Annotated in this window: 24 protein-coding genes; 13 read left to right on the top strand and 11 right to left on the bottom strand. The window is 58.6% G+C overall.

Going from position 1 to position 25,134, the window contains the following annotated elements; all coding sequences use genetic code 11:
- Positions 1 to 92: 92 nt before the first annotated feature.
- Genes G0P99_RS06875 through terL (G0P99_RS06865) form a run of 3 tightly spaced genes read left to right on the top strand, consistent with a single transcriptional unit; the run spans position 93 to position 3,233 of the window.
- Positions 93 to 1,406, top strand: coding sequence for a DNA methyltransferase (locus tag G0P99_RS06875; RefSeq protein ID WP_239059718.1), 1,314 nt, complete (start codon positions 93 to 95; stop codon positions 1,404 to 1,406).
- Positions 1,403 to 1,828, top strand: a complete 426-nt coding sequence (locus G0P99_RS06870; protein ID WP_164128650.1) for a DUF5681 domain-containing protein — start codon at positions 1,403 to 1,405, stop codon at positions 1,826 to 1,828. Before G0P99_RS06875 ends, G0P99_RS06870 begins: the two co-directional genes overlap by 4 nt.
- Positions 1,821 to 3,233, top strand: coding sequence for a phage terminase large subunit (gene terL / locus G0P99_RS06865; protein ID WP_164128649.1), 1,413 nt, complete (start codon positions 1,821 to 1,823; stop codon positions 3,231 to 3,233). The genes G0P99_RS06870 and terL (G0P99_RS06865) overlap by 8 nt, the downstream gene beginning before the upstream one ends.
- 387 nt (positions 3,234 to 3,620) lie before the next feature.
- Here terL (G0P99_RS06865) and G0P99_RS06860 read toward each other — a convergent pair whose 3' ends face one another.
- Positions 3,621 to 4,655, bottom strand: a complete 1,035-nt coding sequence (locus G0P99_RS06860) for a GlxA family transcriptional regulator (protein WP_093038096.1) — start codon at positions 4,653 to 4,655, stop codon at positions 3,621 to 3,623.
- Positions 4,656 to 4,781: 126 nt separating this feature from the next.
- Between G0P99_RS06860 and G0P99_RS06855 the strand changes: the two genes are divergently transcribed.
- The gene (locus G0P99_RS06855) at positions 4,782 to 5,591 is read left to right on the top strand and encodes a class I SAM-dependent methyltransferase (RefSeq protein WP_164128648.1); all 810 of its coding nucleotides are present in this window, start codon (positions 4,782 to 4,784) and stop codon (positions 5,589 to 5,591) included.
- A 450-nt stretch (positions 5,592 to 6,041) separates the two neighbouring features.
- Here the strand turns inward: G0P99_RS06855 and G0P99_RS06850 are convergent, their stop codons facing one another.
- On the bottom strand, positions 6,042 to 6,617 hold the full coding sequence (locus G0P99_RS06850; RefSeq protein ID WP_203583009.1) for a hypothetical protein: 576 nt from the start codon (positions 6,615 to 6,617) through the stop codon (positions 6,042 to 6,044).
- A 95-nt stretch (positions 6,618 to 6,712) separates the two neighbouring features.
- Here G0P99_RS06850 and G0P99_RS06845 point away from each other — a divergent pair, with 95 nt between their 5' ends.
- Both G0P99_RS06845 and terL (G0P99_RS24710) read left to right on the top strand, forming a co-directional pair.
- On the top strand, positions 6,713 to 7,420 hold the full coding sequence (locus G0P99_RS06845; RefSeq protein WP_164128646.1) for an IS6 family transposase: 708 nt from the start codon (positions 6,713 to 6,715) through the stop codon (positions 7,418 to 7,420).
- Positions 7,421 to 7,519: 99 nt separating this feature from the next.
- The gene (terL, locus tag G0P99_RS24710; RefSeq protein WP_164128645.1) at positions 7,520 to 8,404 is read left to right on the top strand and encodes a phage terminase large subunit; all 885 of its coding nucleotides are present in this window, start codon (positions 7,520 to 7,522) and stop codon (positions 8,402 to 8,404) included.
- Positions 8,405 to 8,900: 496 nt separating this feature from the next.
- On the opposite strand, the gene G0P99_RS06835 is transcribed toward terL (G0P99_RS24710), so the two are convergent.
- Complete coding sequence (locus G0P99_RS06835) at positions 8,901 to 9,929, bottom strand: mechanosensitive ion channel family protein (RefSeq protein ID WP_164128644.1); 1,029 nt, start codon at positions 9,927 to 9,929, stop codon at positions 8,901 to 8,903.
- 276 nt (positions 9,930 to 10,205) lie between these two features.
- On the opposite strand from G0P99_RS06835, the gene G0P99_RS06830 reads away from it, so the two are divergent.
- Positions 10,206 to 10,760: a DUF2092 domain-containing protein gene (locus G0P99_RS06830; protein WP_239059737.1), complete on the top strand. Its 555-nt coding sequence runs from the start codon at positions 10,206 to 10,208 to the stop codon at positions 10,758 to 10,760.
- On the opposite strand, the gene G0P99_RS06825 is transcribed toward G0P99_RS06830, so the two are convergent.
- Entirely contained in the window at positions 10,678 to 11,808 is a 1,131-nt protein-coding gene (locus tag G0P99_RS06825; RefSeq protein ID WP_164128642.1) for an AraC family transcriptional regulator, read from the bottom strand. The two genes, G0P99_RS06830 and G0P99_RS06825, sit on opposite strands and share 83 nt — an antisense overlap.
- A gap of 137 nt (positions 11,809 to 11,945) precedes the next feature.
- On the opposite strand from G0P99_RS06825, the gene G0P99_RS06820 reads away from it, so the two are divergent.
- The 5 genes from G0P99_RS06820 to G0P99_RS06800 all read left to right on the top strand — a co-directional run bounded on the left by G0P99_RS06820 (position 11,946) and on the right by G0P99_RS06800 (position 18,021).
- On the top strand, positions 11,946 to 12,686 hold the full coding sequence (locus G0P99_RS06820; RefSeq protein ID WP_239059717.1) for a porin family protein: 741 nt from the start codon (positions 11,946 to 11,948) through the stop codon (positions 12,684 to 12,686).
- A 79-nt stretch (positions 12,687 to 12,765) separates the two neighbouring features.
- Complete coding sequence (locus G0P99_RS06815) at positions 12,766 to 15,270, top strand: arylsulfatase (RefSeq protein WP_164128641.1); 2,505 nt, start codon at positions 12,766 to 12,768, stop codon at positions 15,268 to 15,270.
- Positions 15,271 to 15,450: 180 nt separating this feature from the next.
- Positions 15,451 to 15,978: a hypothetical protein gene (locus G0P99_RS06810; RefSeq protein ID WP_164128640.1), complete on the top strand. Its 528-nt coding sequence runs from the start codon at positions 15,451 to 15,453 to the stop codon at positions 15,976 to 15,978.
- Positions 15,979 to 16,343: 365 nt separating this feature from the next.
- The gene (locus tag G0P99_RS06805; RefSeq protein WP_203583008.1) at positions 16,344 to 16,901 is read left to right on the top strand and encodes a hypothetical protein; all 558 of its coding nucleotides are present in this window, start codon (positions 16,344 to 16,346) and stop codon (positions 16,899 to 16,901) included.
- A 232-nt stretch (positions 16,902 to 17,133) separates the two neighbouring features.
- Positions 17,134 to 18,021 carry a thioesterase domain-containing protein gene (locus G0P99_RS06800; protein WP_164128639.1) on the top strand — a complete coding sequence of 296 codons (888 nt, stop codon included), beginning with the start codon at positions 17,134 to 17,136 and terminating at the stop codon, positions 18,019 to 18,021.
- 375 nt (positions 18,022 to 18,396) lie between these two features.
- On the opposite strand, the gene G0P99_RS06795 is transcribed toward G0P99_RS06800, so the two are convergent.
- The 7 genes from G0P99_RS06795 to G0P99_RS06765 form a co-directional block, all read right to left on the bottom strand.
- Positions 18,397 to 18,615, bottom strand: coding sequence for a hypothetical protein (locus G0P99_RS06795; protein ID WP_164129232.1), 219 nt, complete (start codon positions 18,613 to 18,615; stop codon positions 18,397 to 18,399).
- Between the two features lie 35 nt (positions 18,616 to 18,650).
- On the bottom strand, positions 18,651 to 19,325 hold the full coding sequence (locus G0P99_RS06790) for a D-Ala-D-Ala carboxypeptidase family metallohydrolase (protein WP_164128638.1): 675 nt from the start codon (positions 19,323 to 19,325) through the stop codon (positions 18,651 to 18,653).
- A 109-nt stretch (positions 19,326 to 19,434) separates the two neighbouring features.
- Positions 19,435 to 19,725, bottom strand: coding sequence for a DUF6127 family protein (locus tag G0P99_RS06785; RefSeq protein ID WP_164128637.1), 291 nt, complete (start codon positions 19,723 to 19,725; stop codon positions 19,435 to 19,437).
- A gap of 44 nt (positions 19,726 to 19,769) precedes the next feature.
- Positions 19,770 to 20,762 carry a hypothetical protein gene (locus G0P99_RS06780; protein WP_164128636.1) on the bottom strand — a complete coding sequence of 331 codons (993 nt, stop codon included), beginning with the start codon at positions 20,760 to 20,762 and terminating at the stop codon, positions 19,770 to 19,772.
- 22 nt (positions 20,763 to 20,784) lie between these two features.
- Entirely contained in the window at positions 20,785 to 23,526 is a 2,742-nt protein-coding gene (locus G0P99_RS06775; RefSeq protein ID WP_164128635.1) for a phage tail protein, read from the bottom strand.
- The gene (locus tag G0P99_RS06770; protein ID WP_164128634.1) at positions 23,519 to 23,740 is read right to left on the bottom strand and encodes a hypothetical protein; all 222 of its coding nucleotides are present in this window, start codon (positions 23,738 to 23,740) and stop codon (positions 23,519 to 23,521) included. The genes G0P99_RS06775 and G0P99_RS06770 overlap by 8 nt, the downstream gene beginning before the upstream one ends.
- Positions 23,737 to 23,985 (bottom strand): hypothetical protein, encoded by a 249-nt coding sequence (locus G0P99_RS06765; RefSeq protein WP_164128633.1) that lies wholly within the window; start codon positions 23,983 to 23,985, stop codon positions 23,737 to 23,739. The genes G0P99_RS06770 and G0P99_RS06765 overlap by 4 nt, the downstream gene beginning before the upstream one ends.
- A 206-nt stretch (positions 23,986 to 24,191) precedes the next feature.
- On the opposite strand from G0P99_RS06765, the gene G0P99_RS06760 reads away from it, so the two are divergent.
- The gene (locus G0P99_RS06760) at positions 24,192 to 25,049 is read left to right on the top strand and encodes an OST-HTH/LOTUS domain-containing protein (protein ID WP_239059716.1); all 858 of its coding nucleotides are present in this window, start codon (positions 24,192 to 24,194) and stop codon (positions 25,047 to 25,049) included.
- Positions 25,050 to 25,134 lie beyond the last annotated feature (85 nt).

The following is a 25,134-nucleotide window of genomic DNA, read 5'->3' as shown; positions in this document are numbered from 1 at the left end:
CAACACTTTCGTTCCGCGACTGTCGGGCTGCGTGCCCCTTTCGACTGACCCACAGCGGGTTGGCCGCGGAACGTCCAGACATGGAGTGGGCAATGACCGCCACATACGAAGTGATCGCCACCGGCGATCTCGTTCCGTCGCCCCGAAACGCGCGAACGCATGACCGGAAACAGATCCGGCAGATAGCCGCGAGCATTGAGCAGTTTGGCTTCAGCAATCCTGTTCTGATCGACGAGGCCAATGTTCTGATTGCAGGGCACGGCCGTCTGGCCGCCGCGCAAGTTCTTGGGTTGAAGGAGGTTCCGGCAATCCGGATCACGCATCTCAGCGACGCGCAGAAGAGAGCATTGCGGATCGCTGACAACCGGATTGCCGAGAAGGCCGGCTGGAACATGGAGATCCTGGCATCGGAACTGGCGGACCTCAGCAGCATGGAGCTTGATTTCGATCTCGAGGTGACCGGGTTCGAGGTAGGAGAGATCGATATCATGATTGGATCGGCGGGCGGGCAGGAGGGGCTCGAGCCGGAAACCGCGCCGCTCCCTGATCCGGATCTTCCGCAAGTGGCTCGAGCCGGGGATCTCTGGCTGCTCGGAAAGCATCGCGTGCTCTGTGGAAACGCCCGCAACGCGGATGACTACGCAACCCTCATGGGGGACGACCTGGCGCATATGGTCTTTGCGGACCCACCCTATAACGTTCCGATCAACGGTCACGTTTGCGGCAATGGCCAGGTTCAACACCGGGAGTTTGTGGAGGCCTCCGGCGAAATGACTTCCGTGGAGTTCGTTTCGTTCCTTCGGCAAGCCGCGACCCTCAGCGCCAGGTACAGCCAGGACAATGCAACCTCCTACTGGTGTATCGACTGGCGGCACCTTCCGGAGTTGCACGCGGCCTGCACGGGGGTGTTCGCCAAGTGGATCAACCTATGCGTCTGGTGCAAAACGAACGCAGGCATGGGCGGCCTCTATCGCTCCCAGCATGAGTTGATCTGCGTGTTCGGCAAGAGTGAACGTGGCCATCGCAACAATATTCAGCTCGGCAAGTGCGGTCGCAACCGGTCAAATGTCTGGACCTACGCGGGGGTAAACACGTTCCGGCCGGGGCGCATGGAAGAGCTTCGGGCGCACCCGACGGCAAAGCCCGTGGCGATGATACAAGACGCGATCCTAGATGTCACAAAGCCGGGCGAGACCGTGCTGGATCCGTTTCTGGGAGCTGGCGCGACGCTGATTGCAGCAGAGATAGCCAGAAGAGTTGCTTACGGCATGGAGATTGACCCGCTCTACGTTGACGTCGTCCTGCGGCGCTGGCGGGAAGCAACCGGCCAGGAGCCGGTCCGGGCCCTGGATGGGCAAACCTTGGCATCGCTGGAAACGGCAGTGAGCAAGGAGACAGGTCAATGAGCGGCGGCGACGATTATGAGATCGGATATGGCCGGCCTCCCAAACACAGCCGGTTCCAGAAGGGTCAATCGGGCAATCCCGGGGGCCGGAAAAAGGGGAGCCAGAATTTCAACACGGACCTGGACGAGGTCCTGGGCAAGAGGGTGACGGTCACGGAAAACGGCAAGACAAGGAAGGTCACCAGCCGGGCAGCCGCATTGCAAAGGCTGCGAGAAAAGGCACTCAACGGGCATACTCGCGCTTTGGAACAATTCCTTGCCCTTGCGCAGACACGATCGGAAGAGAAGGACGCACAGTCCGCAGGGCGGAACCTGAGCCAGAGCGAAGCAGCGATCCTCCTGCGTTTCGAAGAAGAAGTGCTGGCACAAGCCAATGCAAAAGAGCAGCCGGATAAGGATGAGGAGGCGCCCGAGAATGGATGAGACAGATCTGATAAATGTGCTGAACGCGCGACTGAGAACCGACCTGTCGAGTTTCATCGAGCGGGTCTTCGCCGAGGTCGATCCGGGGAGCCGCTATCTGCACAATTGGCATATCGATGCGATCGCCCACAAGCTTGAGCTGGTTGCGAGGGGAGAGATCACCCGGCTGATCATTACGATGCCGCCGAGATCGCTGAAGTCGATTTCGGCCTCGGTGGCCTTCCCAGCCTGGATGCTTGGCATAAACCCGAAGCTGCGTATCCTGGCTGTCTCCTATGGCGAAGGGCTCTCCGAAAAGCTGGCCCTTGATTGTCTTCGTGTGACCGAATCCAGCTGGTACAAGGCCTGCTTTCCGGGCACCCGGATCGCACGTGGAAGGGGCGCGCGCGGTGATTTCGGGACGACGAAAGGGGGCGGACGGTTCTCAACGTCGACCGGCGGTACGCTCACGGGTCGGGGGGGCGACATCATCCTGCTGGACGATCCGCACAAGCCGGAGGACGCAAGCTCCGAGGTCAAGCGAAAGGCCGTTCAGAGCTGGTATCGCTCCACCCTTCTGAGCCGGCTCAACGATCCCCGATCCGGGCCGATCGTATTGATTCAGCAGCGGGTTCACGAGGACGACCTGGCGGGCATGTTGCTCGCGCAGGGGGGCTGGGATCATCTTGACCTCCCGGCGATTGCCGAAGAGCCGATGCAGATTGATCTGGGACGGCGGGGGATGATCTCGTTCCGACCTGGCGACTTGCTCTACCCGGATCGCCTGCCGCAGGACCTGCTGGACCGTCGCCGCGCCGAATTGGGGTCCTATGTATTTGCGGCGCAATACCAGCAACGCCCGGCGCCCCTTGGAGGCGGTATCGTCAAGTGGGCCTGGTTCAAACAGTATGTTCAAGCGCCGTCTCGGGGGCCCGGGGACAGGATTGTTCAGAGTTGGGATACCGCCTCCAAGGCGGACGAGGCTAACGATTTCTCGGTCTGTACCACCTGGCTCGTTCGAAACGGGCATGCCTGGCTGCTCGATGTGCATCGGGTGCGGCTGGAATTCCCGGAGCTGCGACGTCGGATCGAGCAAGAGGCGCATCGTCACGGTGCGGGGACCGTGTTGATCGAGGCCGCGGGCTCCGGCATTCAGCTGATCCAGGATCTCAAGCGTAATTCCCGGCTGAATATCATCGGGCGAACGCCTCAAGGCGACAAGGCCACGCGGCTCCTCGGGGTTTCCCCCATGATCGAGGGCGGACGCATTGCCATCCCCGAGAATGCTCCATGGCTCGCCGAATTCCAGCGCGAGATCACCCTCTTCCCGAATGGCAAACACGATGACCAGGTCGACAGCCTGTCGCAGTTTCTTGACTGGCTCAGCACGCCGAAGATGACAGCTATGTGGTCAATCCCCAAGTAAGGCAAAGCGCGGGGTCTAAGGCTGATCACGGATGTCCTGACCTCCTTGGGGCCGCGCGCAGAGTTCGATCGCGGCTTCAGGCTCATAACCTGAAGGTCGTAGGTTCAAATCCTACTCCCGCAACCAAATTATATCGCATTATCAAATATATAAGTCGATGGTATTCCCATACCGTCGACCTTCCTGCGTTTACATCAACGCCACATCAACACCAAAACAGAAAAACCGCACCGGTATGCGTATGTCTGCAATCGCAGGCAGCGGTCGGCAATTTGAGACCAGCATTCCAAACGGGGTATGTTTCTAATTGCGCGAAGACCGGGCGTTCGGGTCCGCCGGAACCTATCGGCAGTTCGGAGTCCAAGCCCAAAGCTGCAAAGATCAGCCTCAACGAGCTGATAGGAAGCCCCTGCTGGAAAAGCGCCGTCGGTACTCGGCTGGACTAAGCCCCGTCATCTTCTTGAATAACCGGCGGAATGCACGCGGGTCCGAATACCCGACGGCTTCCGAAATCGCATCAACGTTCTTAACGTCCATCTCAAGAAACTGCTTGGCCTCTTCGATCCGGAGCGACTGCACATAGTCTTTTGGACTATATCCGGTCGCGGCGCGGAAGCGTCGGTCGAATGTGCGCCGCGGAAGGCCACAGCGGGAGATCATGCGCCCCACTGCGTCGCCTTCGCTGTAGGCGTTGGCAAGCCAAGCCTGGCACTCCTGAATGACGGCGTCCTCACTCTGCAAGCGTCTCATGGGGGCTGCATAATGCCGCTGGCCGTCGGGCTTTGGATCCACGCAATAGAAACGAGCAGATTTCGCAGCGTGTTCAGGTCCGATGTATCGCGCGATCAGGTAGAGCGCGAGATCCTGCCAGGACGCCATCCCGCCCGACATGACGATCGAGGCACCTTCGCCTGCGAAGGTCAACGTACGGTCCGGACAAAAAGCCACCTGTGGGTACCGCTTCTCAAAGACTTCTGCCATCGACCAATGCGCCGTTGCCTCTTCACCGTCGAGCAGCCCGGCGTCCGCCAAAAGCGCCGAGCCAGAGCAAGCTGTTGCAAGACGGGCACCGGCCGCGTGGCGCTCGACGACCCACGCTATTTCCGAACCCAAAACTTCCTTCGGAGGGGTCAGCATGCCGATCCTGAAGTTGGGTAGACAGATGATCTCGGCGTCATTCGCCTCCTCTAGAGTCGCATCGGGCATCACCGGTACGCCGCTGATACAGCGGAATGGCTCTTTCGTGCGCGCAACAATCCTCACGCGTGTCATGGGCGGGGTGGGCGTGCCTTCGGTCAGATACGACCACGCCGAACCCACCGAAGTCAGCAGGTCGTAGAGGCCGTAGAGAATGGCGCCCCTGCAACTCTCGGCAGCCAGAACGTCGATCCGCAAAGGATCAGCGGTGAAATCCCTGGTCATCAATTCACGGGACCTCCTCTGTTGGACCGGTGGCCGAATTGGCCCTCTTGTGGCCAGTTCGACCCTGACGCGATCGATCTTCCTGCATCAGTTTGGAGTAACCCAAAAAATTATGCGAGGAAAACCATGACCTATGAGGCCTTCAAATTCGACGAAAAAGCGGGCTGGGACGCGCGCGCAGCTGCTTACAACGACTACACGGGGCAGGTGACAACGGCTGCAATTCCCACGCTTCTAGCAATGGCCGAAACGGCCCCTAGTAAGCGCATTCTCGACCTTTGCTGCGGCACTGGGCGGGCTGCCGGCGCAGCAAGTGCACTTGGCGCCCAATCTGACGGGATCGATGTCTCCGCAGCGATGGTCGAGGCAGCTCGGAGCGCTTTCCCATCCGTGAGCTTTGAAACGGGCGATGCTGAAGCGATCCCGAAACGCGATGGCACGTACGATGCCGTGATTTGCTCCTTCGGGGTCATGCATGTCGGCAGCCCCGAGGCCATGTTCAACGAGATTGCACGCGTTCTGAAACCTGGAGGTCGAGTTGCACTGAGCCATTGGATCGGTCCTCCGGAGTCGCCGCTTTTCCGGATCGTCTTTGGCACGATGCAGCGGCATGCAGACATGTCGGTCGTACCACCTTCCCCGCCTCCTTTCGCGCTTTCTTCCGAAGACTCCATGCGAGAGGCCCTCGAGCCGGCGGGCTTCCGCGAGGTGTCGAGTGTCCGGCTACCGCTCGTCTTCAAGGCGCCCAAAGGCCAATTCGCCAAACACTTCAGGGTTTTCGCCGCAAGGGCTGCGGTTATTCTGGACAAGCAGACTGAAGATATTCTGGCGGAAATCTATGCCACTTGGGAAACTCAGTTGCAGGACTTCCTAGTCGACGGGGAATACCATGTTCCGATGCCAGCCATAGCTGTTTCTGCCGTCCGTAGACTTTAGGTCGAAGCACAGCCTTTGATGAATGTTCGAGAGGTTGCGTGACGCAGATTACAGATCCCTGCCACGACTCACGTTAGCCTGAGGCCATACAGTGGAGGTTCCCATGACCATTTCATCGACAAAACCCGCCAGTATTTTTGACACATTGGTGCGTGCATTTCAGCAGTGCGCCAAGATGCAAAGCCGTGTCGACCTGTTCCACTGACCCCTTTACCTCCCCGTGGACTTTGTCCACCAACTAGCCCCGGAGGTCTTCCCAGAGGCGCATCTTGCCCTTTCTCCGGGGCTACCCTTCCAAACAGAATTTTGATTTGGCGATCTTGGCGATACGACGGAAATGATTACCGCTCTGAATATGTCCCAAGAATAGACAACGGTCTGTCCAATACGTCGGGATGGCGCACTCATACCCACCTATATCCCCTCGCGGCAGAACGTCAGGCCGGACGCTTAGGAACTACCACCCGCCACATCCTTGGAAATCTGTTCGACGAGCGGACGCATCTTGCAACTTTCGGCAATGTCGAGAGCTTCGCTGAGGCAGACTTGGGATACCTTGTGTTGCCCGGTTTGATTCAGTACCGCGCCAAGCGTATGGAGTGCATATGCCAATACGCCTTGGTCTCCGTTCTGGCGGGCTCGGGCGACGGCGATGCGAGCCTGGTCTTCGCCTTTTCGAGTGTCGCCCAAAGCAGCCCAGCAAGCGGCAAGGTGCACGGCCTGCGTTCCGCGGCTACTGCCTCCGCTGGATTCCATCGCCACCGACTGCTGCAAAAGTGGTAACGCCTCCTCCGCGCGGTTCATCCGGATCAATGCGAGACCAAGCGGGGAGGCAACGGAATGGAACCAGGCGTGGTTCTCATCCTCCTTCGTCAGCGACAGGACCGATTGCAGCGTCTCGGCAGCCAGCTCGGTGTGGCCGAACCGCAGCCAAAACAACCCGGTGGCAACACCTGAAAGGATCCGGAAAAACGGCGGGCGATCATGCGCCAGATCGTTCTGGCAATCGAGCACCTCGAATTTCACTTCTTCGAACCGCCCCAACTCGGCTGCACACCAGATCAGGGACCTGTCAAGGCGATGGGCTTGAGCGGGGCAGGGCGGGCACGTAGCCTCTGGGAATGACGAATCCGAACCCATTCCGATACTTCCGAACCAGCCGCGAGATCATCCAGCTGGCGGTCATGATGTACATCCGCTTCCCGCTGTCGCTCCGCAACGTCGAGGATCTCCTGCATGAGCGCGGGATCGATGTGAGCCACGAGTCGGTACGGTTCTGGTGGCAACGTTTTGGCCTGTTGTTTGCTGCCGAAATCCGCAAGAAACGAGTTGAGCGGATGCGATCCTGGCCACAGTGGCGCTGGCATTTGGACGAGATGTTCGTGAAGATCAACGGCGAGCGGCACTATCTGTGGCGGGCTGTAGATCACGAAGGTGAGGTCCTGGAGAGCTTCGTGACGAAGACACGAGACAAGAAGGCGGCATTGAAATTCCTGAAGAAAACGATGAGGCGCCACGGTCGGCCGCATGTCCTGGTGACCGACCAGCTGAGGTCCTACGGCGCGGCGATGAAAGACATCGGCAATGCCGACAAGCAGGAAACCGGCCGCTGGATGAACAATCGGGCGGAGAATTCACACCTGCCATTCCGACGACGGGAGCGCGCGATGCTCCGCTTTCGCAGGATGCGAAGTTTGCAGATGTTTGCCTCCGTCCATGCCTCGGTCTTCAACCATTTCAACTCGGAACGCAGTCTCACCTCCAGAGCGAATTTCAAGATGAACCGCGCCGCCGCTCTCGCCGAGTGGCGCGGTCTCTGCGCGGCGTAAGGAACAGAGGTTCTGCCCTTGCGGAGACCGGTTCTCATCCGTCTGACAGCCCCTCAGACCTTGTTCTCTCGTCTGAACGACAAGCGAAAAGATCGTATCGTGTCGATCCAGCAGCGCCTGCATCCCGACGATTTTTCGGCGTATCTTCTCGAGAAGGAGACCTTTGATCACCTGTGTTTGCCGTCGATCGCCGAACTCCCGGAAGAACTCCGGCTTTACAACAATCGCGTGTTCAGGCGGCGGCCCGGGGATGTCCTGAACCCGGAACGGGAACCTCAGGAGGTTCTCGCCAGGATCAAAGCCGATATCGGGACCTTCGCGTTCCAGGCACAATACCAACAGAACCCGTCCGACGGTGAGAGCGCATTCCTGTCGATGTCGGATCTGCATCTGGTCGACACCCTCCCGAACGAAATTTTGTTCACGCGGCGCGTACAGAGTTGGGATACGGCGGCCAAGGACGGTCCTCGGTGTGACTATTCGGTCGGAATGACCTTTGGTTGGCATGACCAGGAAATGCGCTGGTATCTTATCGACGTCATTCGCGGACGGCTCGACTACACCGAACTCAAGTCAACAATCCGCCGATGGCGCGAGCGTTGGGTCGCGGACAAGGTTTTGATCGAGGCGTCCGCTATGGGCAACGCGCTGCTTCAGGAGTTCCGGCGCGAGACGAACGGAGTCTTTCAACCGATAAACGTGGTTCACAGCAAACTGGACCGGTTCATCCCTCATACCGATTGGATCAAGTCCGGTAAGCTTGCGATCCCCATCAACAAGCCTTGGTTTGACACGTTCCGACGTGAGCTTCTGTTATTCCCGGATGCCAGTTATGACGACCAGGTCGATGCACTCACCCAGTTTGTGGAGTACATGCGTCGGTCTCAGATCGCTTACTTGGACACAGATCCGCATTCCGGGCGCCGCATGGGACAAATTCATCGGGAGCGCCCTCGGCGGGAAGACAGGATGCGGTTTGCGTGAAATTGATCAATCAAGCATGGAGGGGCGACTGAAGGAATCCGGTTCAGAAGGCCAGCCGTGCCGATGTTGACAATGCAGCGGTTCCATAAGGTCGAAAGCCTGCCGCAGTTTCTTGACCGGCTCAGCACGCCGAAGATGACGACTATGTGGTTAATCCCCAAGTGAGGGAACGCGCGGGGTTTGAGGCTGACCATGGATGTCCTGACCTCCTTTAGGCTGGGTGCGGCGTTCGATTGCGGCTTCAGGCTCATAACCTGAAGGTCGTAGGTTCAAATCCTACTCCCGCAACCATTTTATCACAAAATATCAAAGACTTATGTGTCACCTTCCGGGGCGCTTTTGTATTTGCGAAATTCTTGTCAACGCTCAGTCAACATTCAGCGAGGCCCTCTGCGCGGGAGCATTTTTTGCGTCTGGCCGCGGGAAATTCACTGTGGCAGCATCACGCCATGACCGCCGTGTTTTGTACTCTGGCAGATGGTTATCCTGAGCTTGCTTATTCGCCGCTATTGCGCGCGGCGCTGCTGACGCTGGGGAAACTTTCCACACTATTTTCGGTGTCTTCGGCAGCTGCGGCAACACGAATTGAGGGTTCGTCGGACAAGTGCGATCCTTCGATCGCAACCGAGCGTCGGGCAAACTCGATACCGTTCTCGGCAAACGCTTCCTTGAGACGACTATAGATTTCTCGCCTTGCAGTGAATTGTTCGCCTGGGATGGAGGTGAATTTGACACGGACCGTTAAACCATAAAGATCAATGTCGTAGATGCCTTGGAACTTCAAAGGCGCGATGAATGTTGGTCCCAACTCCTCATGCTTCATGAGTTCCGCCGAGACTCGTTTTACGATCTCCTTGACCTTCATGATGTTAGTGTCTTGCGGCAGATGAAAATTCAGCTTCGTGACCGTCCAATCACGGCTCAAGTTTGAGACAGCATCGATCTTGCCATAGGGAATGGTCTGCAGGGCGCCGCGATGGTGTCTGATCTGCATGGAGCGAAGCGAAATGTTTTCGACGGTCCCGCGCCTTTCACCGATCTCAACATATTCGCCGATACGAAAAGCATCATCGAAGACAAAGAACAGACCAGCAAGAATGTCTCTTAGAAGGCTTTGTGCACCCATACCAAGGACGATGCCTACGATCCCCGCCCCTGCGAGCATCGGCCCGATATTCACACCGGCTTCCGACAGTGCCGTCAGACCAGCAATTACAACGGTAAAGCTGATCAGGATCGCTCGGACCAGGGGAACAACACTTAATGCGCGGGAGGACTGGATGCGGTCAGTGCCCTCCAGCGTAGATCTTTCAATTTGTTGCCATAGAAGGTAGCGGCGCAATAGTGTCAGCACTATCAAGACGACGATACTGCCGCCAAGCAGTACAATCAGGACCTTGGTTGTCGAAGTGATTTCGTCGGTTTTACTGGTCAAAAGAACATCGTCGAACACCAGTTCCAAGCCGAACAGAGTTACTGAGATGAACCCCAAAAACCACCAGTACAGTCCCTTTGGTTTCTGCAAAGTCGTCCTCCAGCTTTCTGTTGGTTTCTAAATCCGTGCACGCGATACATCAATATGTCGAAACACCCAGCCAATATCTGAACTGCAAAGAGCGTACTCGATCCACATCAATACCAAAAGCAGCGCTTTACTGTTCGATGCTCGATCATGGACAGGACGAGGGTGCTGGCGGCCGACTCGTGTGACTTGAGTCGAGTTTACTGAACCATTCAAAAATATCTTAGAGAGCTATCGAAGAATTGCATTTGATTTCATGGAGGTAGTCACGTGAAGGAAATGTCGAATTCATCACTTCTCAAAACTGCATTACTGGCCGGTAGCCTATTGTTTGGCACGGCGGGGGCAACAGTTGGCGAAGAAGCCGATGCACGCAAGATCCTGGGGTCGATGACCGAGTATGTGTCATCTCTCGACGCCATTTCCTTCGATTTCGAGGAATATCATGAAATCGTCACCGGCGATGGTGAAAGACTGGGGCTTGCCGCATCCGGATCGGTTGCATTGGTCGGGCCAGACAAAATCCGCGTGCTGCGCAGAACCGGGTACACGGACACCGATCTGGCCTTCGATGGCCAGACCCTGTCGCTGACAGATTCCGACGCCGGGCTGTTTGCCCGGCACGCGCTACCCGGCACGCTTGACCATTTGATCGACACGCTGAGGGATGATTTTGCCAGACCCCTGCCTGACTTCGACCAATCGTGCTCCCGCTCTCGCCAAGTGGCGCTGAACGGCTCCCCCCTTTCCGTCACCCCTCTCGAAGAGTTTCGTTGTGTATACGCCGCCATTCTGTCGGCGATGTCCCGGACCACATCCGAAAAGCATGGGTGAAGGCGCTGATATCCGCGAAATTCAATGCCAGCGCGACATCTCCAATGGGAAGCGCAGTCAAAGACAAAAGCTCTCGGGCGACGATATAGCGAACCTCGTTCCGCTGAGCGGTGAAGGACGTTCCCTCCCTTTCGAGTGCCCGACGCAGACTGCGCGGATGTTGTTGGAGCCGGGCGGCAATCTCGGGCATGCCGATGCGCCCGGTTGTGATCGCCGCCCTCAAGGCATGGCGCACCGCACCGGTCGTGCCCCAGGAACCTGAGGTTGTACGCGCTGCGAGCTGCGCCAATGTTACGCTATGTGCCTTACTATCAGCATCTGCGAGTTGGAAGCCGGCGGCGGCGGGTGATAGTAAGATGCAGCTTTGATCCCGACCGTAAAAGACCGGGCAGCCGGCAAATCTCTCGAACGGTTTCGGATCTTTTGGCGGCGGGCGCATCGACCAAATCTCGATCGGTTGCACTTGGCGTTCTGTTAATAGGAACACCAACATACACCCAGCCGCCAAGACCAGATCGTGGATATGAATCGCATCCACCCCGTCGGGATCGTAGATACCGTAACCAAAGACGAAGTCATCTGGGGTTTGGTACACGTAAGCAGCCGCACCAGTCGAATTCCATATCTGGAACTGGGCGTAGTCGTTCAACGCTTCGCCGAGTGTTGCCGCATGGCACATGACCTGACCTGCTGGCCCAAGCGCGGCAAGAGTTTGGCGCTGAGCTAGGAGCACGCTAAGATCCTCACGGCCTGAAACCTCTGTCGCACGATCGAGCATCGCTGTTACTCCGGCGTAGGGGAGAAAGGCGTTCGGGACCAGATCGTCAGGGGCTATTCCGGTTCCTTCAAATACCTGCCCCAGAGGCACACCGAGTTCGGCGAGAAGAGGAGGCAGGTGGGCCAGAATGGTAGCCCGCTGGCGAAACGGAAAATTCTTTGTGTTCATTGTTCGATTATGTCCCCAAAAAGCAAACCAATCAAAACGAATCCAGTTAGTATCCGAGTCCATGTAGAAGGGTTTGAGATCGCAGTTGAATTCTGGCCACATCGGTACGGATTGTAGTTTCGGGTGTGACGCTGAAGCGAAGAATTTTTTCAGGTAGGTTGTAGAGCAAGATGCTCTCGTGCGGCCAATGTCAAAGATTGTTGAACCGCACGCTTACATAATAACGGGGGAAACGGGAATTGCAGTTCAAAGCTGAATGGACGCTTCACCTTTTGACCGTTTCGTTGCTGACAACCCCGGCAATCGCCCAGCAAAGCGACTGGGAGTATGAAGGTACAATCTACCTCTTTGCGCCCGAAACGACCACCTCGATCGCAACGCCGGCCCGTACCGTCGAAAGCAAACTCAGTTTCAGCGACGCTTTTTCAAATCTCGATTTCGCTTTTATGGGAGCGTTCGGTGCGAGCAACGGACGCTGGAGCCTGTATCTGGATTACATGTTCACGGACCTGTCCTTTGGTAACCCGCCGCCCGGACCTGTGTTCTCAAGCGTTGATACAGCGCTAAAAACTCAAGTCCTCAATGGGTACGTCGCTTATCGGGTCTATGAGGAACCCTCTGTCCAGCTCGATGTGGCTGCCGGTTTTCGATGGTTCGATACGCGGTCCACGATCACCCTGCAGCCGATACCGCCCGGCGGTTCCAATACGGTCGACGACAGTTGGACAAACCCGGTGATTGGGGTGCGGGCCCGTTTTAAGATGTCTGACCGTTGGGCGGCAACGACTTTCTTCGATTATGGCGGTTTCCAGAGTGGGGAGGAAACGTGGCAAGCATTGCTGACCGCCGACTACGCGATCAACGACAACTGGGTGCTGCGCGGCGGTTATCGATACATAACCGTCGATCACACGCTCGGAACGAACGAGTTTTCGTTTACTCAGTCTGGGCCAATCTTTGGCGCGACGTATCGCTTTTAGGCCGTCCTGCGGCCCATGCCGTTGGAGGATTGCCTCCACAACCAACTTAGGTCACCCGAGGTATTAGAAAGAGGTTCAAATGATAGTCAATAACTCAGTGAAGATGACGTTGGTCTCCGGCCTCCTGGCGCTGGTGTTTCCGGTATTTGCCCACGCACAAGTCACCGGCACATTGGGGGCACCAAACGCGACTACGACTATCGATGGAAAGCAGTTGCCTGCGCCGCAGATGGAATTTGGCGGTAAGATCGAACACGGAGCCCTTCAGTCCACCCCATGGTGGGCGCCGCGCATTGTACCACCTGAGGACGCGCCCAACGTTTTGCTGATCATTACCGATGATGCAGGTTTTGGTGTGCCCAGCACCTTTGGCGGCGTTATCCCGACGCCTACCATGGACCGGCTCGCCGCTGAGGGGTTGAGCTATACCAACATTCATTCGACGGCGCTGTGTTCGCCTACGCGCGCTGCACTGATCACCGGGCGAAACCACCATTCCGTAGGTTTCGGTGTCATTTCCGAGCAATCGACCGGCTTTCCCGGCTACAACAGCGTTATCGAAAAGGACAAGGCCACGATCGGTCGTATCCTGCTCGACAACGGGTATTCGACAGCTTGGTTCGGAAAAGACCACAACACCCCTGCATTCCAGGCAAGCCAGGCCGGGCCGTTCGATCTGTGGCCCACTGGCATGGGTTTTGAGTATTTCTATGGCTTTGTTGGTGGCGACGCCAATCAATGGCAGCCAAACCTGTTCCGAAACACCACACAAATATATCCCTTTGATGGGAAGCCAGGCTGGAACCTTGTGACGGGAATGGCCGATGATGCGATTGCCCACATTACCAACTTGCACCAAATTGCACCGAACAAGCCGTTCTTTGTAAAATACGCGCCCGGCGCGACGCATGCGCCGCACCACCCGACAAAGGAATGGGTCGATAAGATCAACGCGATGGACCTGTTCGAAGGTGGATACGAGGCCTTGCGTCAGACCATATTCGAGAACCAGAAGAAAATGGGTTTGGTCCCGCAAGATGCCACGCTTGCGCCCTGGCCGGACAAGGTGATTTCACCTTGGGACAAACTCTCGGATGACGAAAAGAAGTTGTTTGTCAAACAGGTAGAGGTTTTTGCGGCCTATGCGGCCTATTCGGACCATGAGATAGGACGGGTGATTCAGGCGATTTCCGACATTGGTGAACTCGACAACACCATGGTCATCTACATTAACGGAGACAACGGAACCAGCGCCGAAGGCGGCCCGCTTGGGACTCCGAATGAGGTCGCTTTCTTCAACGGGTTGAACAAGATACCGGCCGAGACGCAACTGAAATGGTATGACGTCTGGGGCACCGAACAGACGTACAACCACATGTCCGCTGGCTGGTCATGGGCCTTTGACACGCCTTTCGACTGGTTCAAGCAGAACGCTTCGCGTTTGGGTGGCATCCGGCAGAACATGGTCGTCAGTTGGCCGAATGGCATCAAGGACAAGGGAGGTCGGCGTGATCAGTTCATGCATGTCATCGACGTGGTGCCGACGATCCTCGAAGTTACCGGCATCAAGGCACCCGAGGTAGTGGATGGCATAAAGCAATCTCCGATCGAAGGCACCAGTTTTGCCTATACTTTTGACGCCGCGAATGCAGATGCGCCGACGCGGCATGAGACCCAGTATTTCGAGATGATGGGCCAGTGGGCGCTGTACCACGACGGCTGGTTGTTGAGCACTGAGGTCAACCGCGCGCCATGGGATGCCTTTGGGCCGGCCAACAAGGATCCGCTGAACAACCAGGTCCTCCAGCTCTATGATCTGTCGAGGGATATGAACCAGACCCGTGATCTGGCGAAGGAACATCCCGAAAAAGTCGCGGAACTGAAGGCGAAGTTCATCGAGGAGGCAGACAAATATCAGGTCTTCCCGATGGATGCCTCTGTTGCTGCGAGGATCGTCGCGCCGCGTCCAAACATCACCGCCGGGCGTACCGAATTCGTATACACACGGCCGATGACGGGACTGCCGCAGGGCGACTCGCCGCTTTTGCTTAACACCTCGTATGTGATCACGGCGGATATCGAAGTGCCCGAAGGCGGCGCCGAGGGCATGATACTCACCTCGGGCGGCCGGTTCGGCGGCTACGGCTTCTATCTCAAGGGCGGTGTGCCGGTATTCCTTTGGAACATGGTCGACCTCGAGCGGATCAAGTGGGAAGGGTCCGAGCCGCTGAGTGCCGGAAAACACGTCGTCGAGTTCGAATTCAAATACGACGGGCTTGGTTCGGGCACGCTGGCCTTCAATGATTTCAGCGGCGTTGGGCGTGGCGGGACCGGCATTCTGCGGGTGGACGGGAAAGACATCCAATCGCAGGAGATGAAAAACACCCTGCCGATGATCCTGCAATGGGACGAAGCTTTCGACATCGGGTCCGACACTCTGACTGGTGTCAACGATGCGGACTATATGCCTCCGTTCGCACTGACCGCGAAGCTGAACAAGTTGTCGATCAAGATCGACCGGCCAGAGCTTTCCGCTACCGACAAGAAAAGACTTGAGGAGGCAATGCTCAAAGCGAGTGACTGACCAAAAACATCTTGGCCGGGCCAGTATTTTCATGGTCCGGCCGACGAGAACCAAGTTCGGGTGAATGGGAAGCCGATAAATGCAATTTTTCAATAGCTCGCACTCAGATGCGGGCGAATTCAATGCTCCCCCCCCCAAAAAATCATCAAAAACAAACAACCCTACGAAAGGAATTAATAAATGAAAGCAACGCAAATGTTTGGAGCTTTTGTGGCGGCAACTACGCTTTTCAGCGCAGAAGTACTGGCCAGCGAAGTTCTGCCCTCAAGTGGGGATGCCTTCACAGCGTATAGCGAAGTTGAAAACTGGACGATCTATTCTGATGCAACAACAGGAACATGCCTGGCGGAGCGTGCCGACGGTGAAGGCAACGTTCTTCAGATGGGACTGACTAAAGATCACGGCTATGGTTACATCGGCGTTTTCACCACAGCAGATGTGAAAATCAAGTCAAAGCAGGATGTTTCAATTGCCATTGATGGAAGTGTCTTTACCGGAGAGAGCCACGGTATCAAGAGCAAGAAACTCGTAGGCGACTATAAAGGTGGCTATATCCTTGCCAATAATCCAGACTTTATCAAAGCGATTGAAGAAGGGCATGAATTGGTCGCATTTCCTCAAAAAACCGGAGCTTTCGTTGTCGACCTAAGCGGCACAAAACGCGCGATTGAAGAAACGCGGAAATGCAACATGGAAACTTCTGGTTAACAGCGATGCGTGTACGTCAGGTGAACCTGGCCGAAAAAAATTGATAGTGGGTGTCTCATGGTGGCCACTAACAACGGTGGACCCCATGAGATACTTTTGAGGTAACCGAAAGTACAAATCCGGGCCGAAATACTTTGGCAGAAACGTTTTCGGAAGGCCGTTATGTCGGGGGTATACGTGGCTCAGGTTGCCCAGTGCATGCATTTGGTTCGCGGAAAGGACCAACATGTTCGCGGTCGACCTTACCGGCGACAGGATTACTGGTGAATTAGTCAAGATAAATTTGAAAATAGGCTTCCGGAACATTTTTGGGGCTCGCCATTTACAGGGCACCTCGCACAGCTCATGGAAAGGAGTAATCGATTATGAAAGCAGCAGTACTCGGAAACAAGAATGCTCGCCTCACCCGGCGACAGGTTTGTGCAGGTTCCGCAGCGGTGATGGCGGTGGCTTCGGCAACGACTTCGGCCGCGCAGAATGCTGACAAGCCCGAAGCAGATTTCCTTTTTGTGCAAACTGCGGATGCTATGGCCTTCGCGGCTGGTGCAAACCGATTGACCTTACGAGGCGTAAGTCCGGTTACGCTGTTTTTCTCGGATCGCCCTGATAGGATCGCCGGCAACATGGCGACCGAGCGTTTCATACCCTTCTGGAGCGAAGGCAAGGATAGCTTTCTTTCGGACCCGCCAAATGCCGATGTCTCGGTCCTCGAAAAGGGTAGGTTGCTCCAGGCTGTTGTAGTGCTGAAAGATCCGGTTCTGGATGGAAGCAACCTTCACTATACAGTCCGGATCATCGGCGGAGAAATGCCAGTGCTTGGCGAAAATGTGTCCATTTTTATCGATGTCATCGGCATGCCACGCACTCCGCTCTCTTTCGCTGGCGCAGACCGTCGGGCCTTCCGGCGAGCAGCACTCTACTGAACGGTGGTGCGGTGTGTTAAGATCAAACTATAATTACTTCCAAGCGGAAGAAATTTGGCTAGACTTCAAGCATTGAGGGGGGTTCTTTTGGTCTAGGAACAAAGATACAAATCCGCGCTACCCGTCTCGAATTGGTTATCATTGACATCACCCGGGGGAAGGATGAATTCGTATGTCCGCGCAGTGCGGTAGTCACTTTGGGAAATCACCACTGACTAGCCGATCAATTGGTATGATCGTATCAAAATTGTATCTTTGCTTCATGCTTATGTCGGGGTGCGCTGGCGATCTTTCACAGAGCTTCGAGCAATCGCTCACCATAATCACCCCACAAAGGATAGATTTCGCTGAAATTAATTACTATGCAATTCGTTCCAAATCCGCTTATGATCCGATTGATGACATTCGTAGGGCATTTCCTCTGACAACTCATGCCGTTACAATAAAATCCGTAAACGTCCGATACTTCATTGAGACCGATCTTATCAATAATAGACAAACACTAACTGTGCGCGGCACTGCTGTGAAACAGAACGTTTGGGAGGATATCGAAACTACCTTGGTTCCGGACAGTATTCTTGGCATTCCTTTGCATCGTGGATTTCAGAGGGATGCAACTGCGATTTTTGATGATTCGATTTCTCATATTCGTAAGGATATGCCACTGCACATAACTGGCCATTCGCTAGGAGGGGCCGTCGCTATGATACTGGCCGCATACTACGATAAACGAGGCTATAAGGTGGCACGTTTGGTCACTTTCGGACAGCCTAAATTCACGTCGGAGCCGCCACCGGAAAAGGTTCTTTCTGTGACGACGCGCGTCGTCAACGATTTAGATGTTGTACCTATGATCCCACCCCACACTCTTGCGCGTCCATACGAGCACTTTTCCTCCGAAATAATTCTACGCGATGGATCTGATTTCGTATTTCTGGACGAACACGACGCAAAACGTATCTCTGTTGGAGATTTTTGGCGAAACATCACTGATTTTTCGCTCAAGGAGCACCACATGGACGATTACCTTTCCAACATCAAAGGAAAGGCTGAAATAGGATCCAGGCAGATTCCATATCTATTCAAGAGGGAAACTAAAGCTGTAGTAGGGATAAATTAGACGCCACAAAGTAATTGCCTTTCTGGGAATGCAGCTTGACAGGCGAACGTCAGTTGTACTGGAGCCACACTGCGACGCTGAGCAAGGCGACAAAAGTCCATTTGGTGGCCGGTAGCATCAGTTTTGGCTTAATGTATGACAGTCCGGTTGGTCCGCACGATGATTCCCGCCTCGTGTTGTGTGGCGAGCTTTTACTTCAGCGTCATGCTATACTTTCACCCACACCCCCGCGCCTGCTCCCGCATCAGGGCATAGTCGCTCAGCATCTCCACTATCGCAGAGGCCTCCGGCAGCAGAGTCAGCTCCTCTGCCGCCGATTCCTGGAAGTCCTCGCTGTACTCGACAACCGGCGGACACACCCCAACCCCACCCCCATCAAAACCGCCCGTCGCGCAGCCGCTGAGCAAGCTCATCGCGAGAGCGAGGCCGACGCGCCCCCGCCTCGAGCATGCGCCTTTGTACGTCATTTGCCTTCTCCATCGTCTCGAGCTTTTCCGCCATCCGCCCGGTTCGCTCACCGGAGCGGCGCAGCGCCAGCAGGAACAGAAGGATCGCCAGCGCGGTGATGCCGTAGCGCAACGCCCTGCGCCCCATCGCGTTTCCCGCGATCCACGCGACGACCCGTCCAATCACCGCTGCCCCTTTCGCCAATCATCCAGCCGCGCATAGATCGTGACCGCGATACCGCCGAGCGCCACGGCGATGAACAGCCAGCGGAGAGCATCGAGATACAGCACCAGCGGCAGGATTGCCTCCTGGGTCTCGGCCAGCACCTGTTGGGCCACCTCGACACCGGCCGCGCCGAGCGTGGCCACACCGGCCGCGCCACCACCCTTCATGGTACGGCTGTCGGCCAGCACTTCGCGCGCGGGCGGCGTTTCTTCAGCGAAGGCAGTCGCCTGCACCGGGAACCGTTCCCCCCACTGCCGCGCCGGCCCGAGATCGACATGCATGAATCCCGAGCGCGGATAGAAGCCGAACCCAAGAAACCCGACCTCCCGCGCCGCCGCCTCGAAGGCCGCCGGATTATGGTTCGACATGGCGATATCGAAGGCCGCACCGTCCATGTGCTTGGAACGCATCGCGCCACCAACGGCGCGGTTGTGCTCCGGGCTGCGATAGGCCGAGCGTACGATAAGTGGCTTGCCCAGCCGGTCCCGCAGCGCCTGCAGCCTGTCGAGCGCGACCTCGTTGATCAGCAGCTTGCCCGTCCCACGGCAGGCGATTTCCGCAGGCGAGAAGTTTGGCCAGCGCCAGGCGGCCTCCGGCACATCGCGCCAGTGGGCATAAAATGTCGTGGTCATTGGGGTGTCTCCAGAAACAGAAACGCCGCCTCGGAGGGCGGCGGATACGTGGGGGTTGGTTCGGAATGTCGGGAGTGCCGGAAGCGTACCCTGCGGATCACCGCCCGCCCTACGGCTCGCCGCCAAAGAGCCGGAGCTTGATCACGGTGCCGGCCAGCAGGGCGAGGATGAGACCGGTGGTGATGAGATGCACGGTGGTCTGCACGGCGGTGCGGCGCACGAAGCGGATGCAGTCGAGCAAAGAGCGCAGGTCGCGGATGTCGAGCGCGGCGGTCTCGCCCTCGAGCCCGACATCGGCCAGCGCGCGCCGGGCGCCTTCTTCCGCGGCGCGGGCCAGCATGGCCTGGAACTCGGCCTCGGGAATGCGCAGGTTCCCGGTCTCACGCAGGGGCGGTGACATGGGCAGTGTTCCTCTCGTCTGATGGTCCGGTTGCTTGACCCGGCTCAGCTGCCGCCGGCAAAGCCGATCTCGAGTCCCGCAAGATCGGCCCAGGTCCAGGGCAGGCCGGTATCAGGGTTGACCGCCCATTCGGACGTGAGGGCCTCGAGCGACGCCCCGGCCGGGGCCTGTCCGGCGGCATCATGGTTGGTGCCAGCGATGCGCAGGCGGTTGATGACCTGGCCCGGATTGGGGTTGGTCGAGGCATTGCGGGCGTGGCTTGCCAGGATCACCCGGCCGATGGTACCGGGCGGGGTGGCCCCGGGCGTGAGGGTGGAGGTCACCGCATCCCCGGCCGCCCGGGCATAGGCAAAGGTGGCGGGATCGCCATCGCCCAGTTCAGCATGTCCGCCCACGGCAGTGGCGAGCGCCCCCGGCCCGCTGGGCCGCAGGATGCGGAAGCGCCGGCCGCGGGTGTCCTGGTCCGAGACCAGCACATTGGAGAGAAAGAACCGGCCATTGCCATCGAGGAAATTAGTGCCGCCGAAGTCGAACCGCACCGCGCCTGCGCCATTGACCTTGTCCGCCTTGCCCAGAACCTGCCCGACCTGGCTCAGATCGACATAGGCCGTGACCCTGTAGTCATCGACATTGCCCGCCACCGCAGCGCCGGTCTCGATATGGATGTCGAAGGTGAAGAGCGTGGCATCGGGGAAGCCTGTGACCGGCGCACCGGTCAGGTTGGGCACAGAGTTGCTGAGGTTGGCATAGTCGAAGGTCATCGCCCCGTTGTTGAGATCGATCCGGGCGATATCGACTGTGGGCAGGCCTACAGAGGCAAAGAACCCGTCCCCCGAGGTGGTGCGGTTGAAGTCATCATAATAGCAATCCGCCCGGATCCAGATGTCGGTGACACCGGGCAGCGAGATGCTTGCGGCCTGTTCGGCCTCGAAGCGCAGCGCATGGGAGGCAAACACCGGGTTGTAGCTCCCCGGCACGGAGGCGTCCTCGACACCGCCCAGGAGGGCTGCGCTGTTGGTGATCAGGTAATCGGTCATGATGAAGTCCCGTGGTTGAAGATCAGGGGGTGAGCTCAACGATCAGCTCCTGCTGGGTCACGCCCAGCCCGGGCGGCCGGAGATCGAGCACCAGCTGCTGCTCGACAATGTCGAGACCCGGGCCGGCGCAGGTCAGGATCAGATCCTGTGCAACTACGTCGATGCCGATGCCGGAACAGATGAGTGTCAGCTCCTGCGCCGAGACCTGCACCTTGCCGCCGAGGGTCACGCGATAGGCGCGGAAGGTCCGGTCCTCGTAAGACCCCCGCACGGCGCGTACCCGCAGGTCTGCCTGTTCGATACCGGGCGGCGGTTCGGGATAATCCGCCTCGGCCAGCGTCCAGCTGGTGGCGGTGCCGGCCTCGATTACCGCGGCGGCCGGCTCCAGGGTCTCGCCGGTGTCAGGATCGACCCAGTGAATGCGGACCTGGTAGGTGACCCCGGGTTCCGGGCCGATATCACCGGCAAGGTAGCTGTCGAAGACGGAACTGGTCTGGGAGAGCCGGTCCCGATGTGCCCAGGTCAGCGTGGCCTCGGGACTGGCCAGAGGCGACACGAAGCCTCCATCGCCCCGGAGATTGCCCGGCGGCAGGGGGCGGATCGCGCGGGCGGCAAACGTAACACTGTCGGTCGGCGCCTGCGCCAGCGGCAGGGTGCCAAGCCCGGTGCGCGGCAGGATCCGGACCGGAAGGCTCTCGCCGGCGACAAAGCGCCCGGACGTCGTCTCCGCATGGCCCTGCCAGAAGATCACCGGGGTGCCGGCCGGATGGGCCAGGGGCACGGTGTCGAGACAGCCGCGGCCGACGGTGATCGCGCTTGTCGAGAGGCCATCGACCCGGACGAACTCGTCGCCGATGGCGGCGAGCGTGCCGGTGGTGAGACCCGAGAGACCGGTCCAGTCCCGCAGGGTCAGCAAGACGTCCTCCGGATCATCGCCGAGATCGGCATCGAGGATCGCGGTTGGCGCAAAGCTGGTGGCGCCGTCACTGGCATAGCCGGGTCCGGTATCGACCCAGACCAGGGCGTCGAGCGCATCGGCAGAGGGCCGCTCGCCCACGGCCATGAGGAGGCCCGCGTCAGGATCCGCGGCAAGCTCCGCATCGGCCTGCGCATGTCCCAACTCCTGCACCAGCAGCCAATACGGGGATTCCCGTACCAGCCGGCGCGACAACGGGCGTGGCACAGACAGGAAGGATGTGGGCGGGCTTGCAACCTCGCCGCCGACAAGGGCGGTTGTGCCCAGGGCAAAGGCATCTTCCACGAGCCGGAGCCGGACCCGGTTGTCACGCCCGTCGCCGTGATCGATCTCGACCACGCGCAGCAGCGCGCCTTCGAGACCCCGGCGGGGATTGACGAGCCGGATGACATCGCCGGGATCGAGATCGGCGCCCTGCCGGTTCACGGTGATCTCGCCGGAGAGAAGCGGTGCCGAGAGGGCCCGCAGGTCGCGTTCGGCCAGGCGTACGGCCAGGTCCTCGCGCCGGACACCGGGATAGTCGACCGTGGTGGAGATCACCTGTCCCATCAGCTGCACCCGGGCGGTGTCGGTGACACTGACCGATCCGGGCTGGTCGGTGCGCAGGTCCGAGAAGGTGACGGTGAGACTGTTGACGAGATCGACCGCTTCGCGCCGACCCAGCTCGCCCCAGTCGACCACGTTGCTGGCATCGAAGACCGGCACGGCCTCGGGGTCGTAATCATCGCGGATGAGCTTCAGCTCCCAGCGGCCGGTGCGGCGGTCGACATAGAGCTGGGCGTCGATGTGATGCAGGATGTCTCCGAGGAATTCCTCGAGACTGGCATCGCTCTGCCAGAGCAGCGACAGGCCAAAGCTCTCGGCAAAGAGCCGGTCTGCAGCGCCTGTAAAGCTGGGACCGATATCTGCCGCCCCGTAGCCAAGACCCCAGGTCCGGTTGGTGAGGCATTCGCGGATGATATGGGCCGGGTTCATGTCCGGGCCCGGGTCGGAAGTCGGATCACTCTCCGGATCCACCGCACCGATCTGGGCCGTCTCCGGATACCATTGCGGCGCGCCATCCTCGGCGGTGAGGATCCGGGTCACCCGGACGGCCCAGGGCTTCAGATAGGGGTTGAGTCCCATGTAGACCTGGCGCAGCACGAGGCTGTAGAGCCCGCGGAAGCCGGGCACGTCTGTTCCGGCCCGGGCGGCGAGGTAGCTGTTGGGTCCCTGGTCGGGGGCCCCCATCAGGATGTCGATATCGCCGACGATGCCGCCCTCGCGGCTTTCACCCCCGAAGAGCTCGGGCTTGTCGATACGGATGCGGGTGCCCGGCGCGGGTATGTCTCCCTCGTCCCTGGACGATCCGCTGCCGGGCACGGTGCTGAGGCTCACGGGTTGGAAGGCAAAGGAGAGCGTCTTTGGCTCGACCTGCATCCAGGTCAGGTGTTCGCGCTCGTCAAAGGCGATGCCGCGCAGGATGATCCGGTGGGAGGTGCCGCTGCCCAGCAGGGTCAGATCGAGCGCCTGCCCGAGGGAGAGGCCGGGAATGCTGTTCGCGCCGTAGATGTTGAGCGCGGCGGTAGTGCCTTGCTCGCCGGCCGGAAAGGCCGCGGCAGTGGCATTGGCCAACAGCGTGGTGACCGCGCCGACACCCTCGCCACTGCCGGAGACTGTGCCATCGGCCAGCGACCAGGCGGTGCGGTCGTCGACGCGGATCTCGCGGATCACATCCACCGGCCCATGGCAGAGCGCCAGGTGCGCCCCCAGCGCATAGCGATAGCCGACGATCACCGAACTACCCATGGCTCTGCTCCTGTTCCCGCTCCCGCGCCATCCGCCGTTCGGCCTCGGCAATGGCCCGCAGCGCAAGCGCATCGCCGGTGGCGGCCAGCACCTCCGCGTCCACGCCCTCGCGCAGGAAGGCCTGCCAGTCGAGCCCGTGGCGGGCAAACCAGCCGCGCGCGCCCTGCAGACAGAGCCGGGCGGCGCGCAGGTCCCGGACAAGCACGCGTGTCACTTCTTGCCTCCGGACTTGCGGATCGGGTCGACCTTCAGATCGCCCGCCCAGACCACGTTGGGCCCGCGCAGCAGCACCGTGCCGAACACCACCGGGATCGGCCGGCCTTCCTCCGCCGTGGGCAGGTCGAACGCGTCGAGCCCCGCAGCCTTCGGCGGCGCCGTCTTCGGACGCGGCGCCAGCACATAAGAGATCGCCGTCAGCACAAGGCTGGCGACAATCTGGACGACAAAGTTCCAGACCATGGGAGAGAGTCTTTCGGGGGTTGGGAGGGGTTAACAGGTCAGGCCGATCCGTTCGCGGCCGAACCTCGGTGGAGTTGTGCATGTTTAAGGCCCAGCGCCGCTGCGCTCGCCCCATTCTTGCCATTTGGGCGGGCTAGGTCTCAGGTCGGGCGGCGCCTTGGACCATTGCAGGGCTGGCGCGAAGGATTTGGATACCGAGTTCCATCATGACTGCAATGTCTGACACGCCACTTCAAAGTCTTCAGGACGACGTCCAGCGCTTGCTGGGGCGCTGTCTGCTGCGGCTTCAGCACTATGAACGACAGCTCAAGTGGATCGTGGCGCATCACGCCGTTTTGGTGTCCACTGAGCCCCTAAGGGCGGACCGGGAGGCCAGGATAGCCGACACCGCTCGCAAGACACTGGGTCTTCTGGTGGGAGAACTGCTTGGCTCAGGGATCGTGACCAATGGAACAGAGAGTCCAGCTGAACCGACCCCCGCTTTAACCGGTACCACATTATCAATCCGTATGGGCTTCCAGTTGAATCTGACGGATACGGAGTTCGCGCAATTGACCAGCGATCTGAAAGATCTGGTGGTTCTACGCAACACCCTGGTGCACCATTTCATCGAGCAGCATGACCTTGGAACGCTGGACGGTTGTCATGACGCGCGCAATGTCCTGGTCGATGACCAGACCCGGATCGATCATCACCTGAGACAGCTGAATGAATGGGGCAATGATCTGGTTCAGCTTCATCAGCAGGCAGCGGTGTACTTCCGGTCCGACGAATTCAGGAACTTTATCGTCAACGGCATCTACCCAAATGGCACAGTGTACTGGCCTGACGCAGGCATTGTGCGTGCGCTGAAGCAAGCCGTCGGTGTACTCGCCGTCGAGGGTTGGGTTTCCGTGGAGGAAGCTGCCGCATGGATCGCCCAACACTATCCCGATCAACTGCCCGGGGCATATGGCTGCCGCAGTTGGCGACATGTTTTGCATGAGGCGCGCATCTTCGAGATCCGATACTTCGAAACAGACGGTCAACGCTCTGCCTGGTATCGGGAGAGGCGCAGCCACTGAAGGGTCTTGCTTCGTCTCGAGCCCAAACGACCACCTCTTCCGGCGTTCGCCCAATTTTCGCCACGCGCGCGGGCTAGTCGTGGAT

Origin of the sequence: Ruegeria sp. PrR005, assembly GCF_010500245.1 — a bacterium.
In the GTDB taxonomy this organism is placed as follows: domain Bacteria; phylum Pseudomonadota; class Alphaproteobacteria; order Rhodobacterales; family Rhodobacteraceae; genus Ruegeria_B; species Ruegeria_B marisflavi.
Note: the sequence above shows the minus strand (reverse complement) of the source record. Positions and strands in the feature narration are given on the sequence as shown.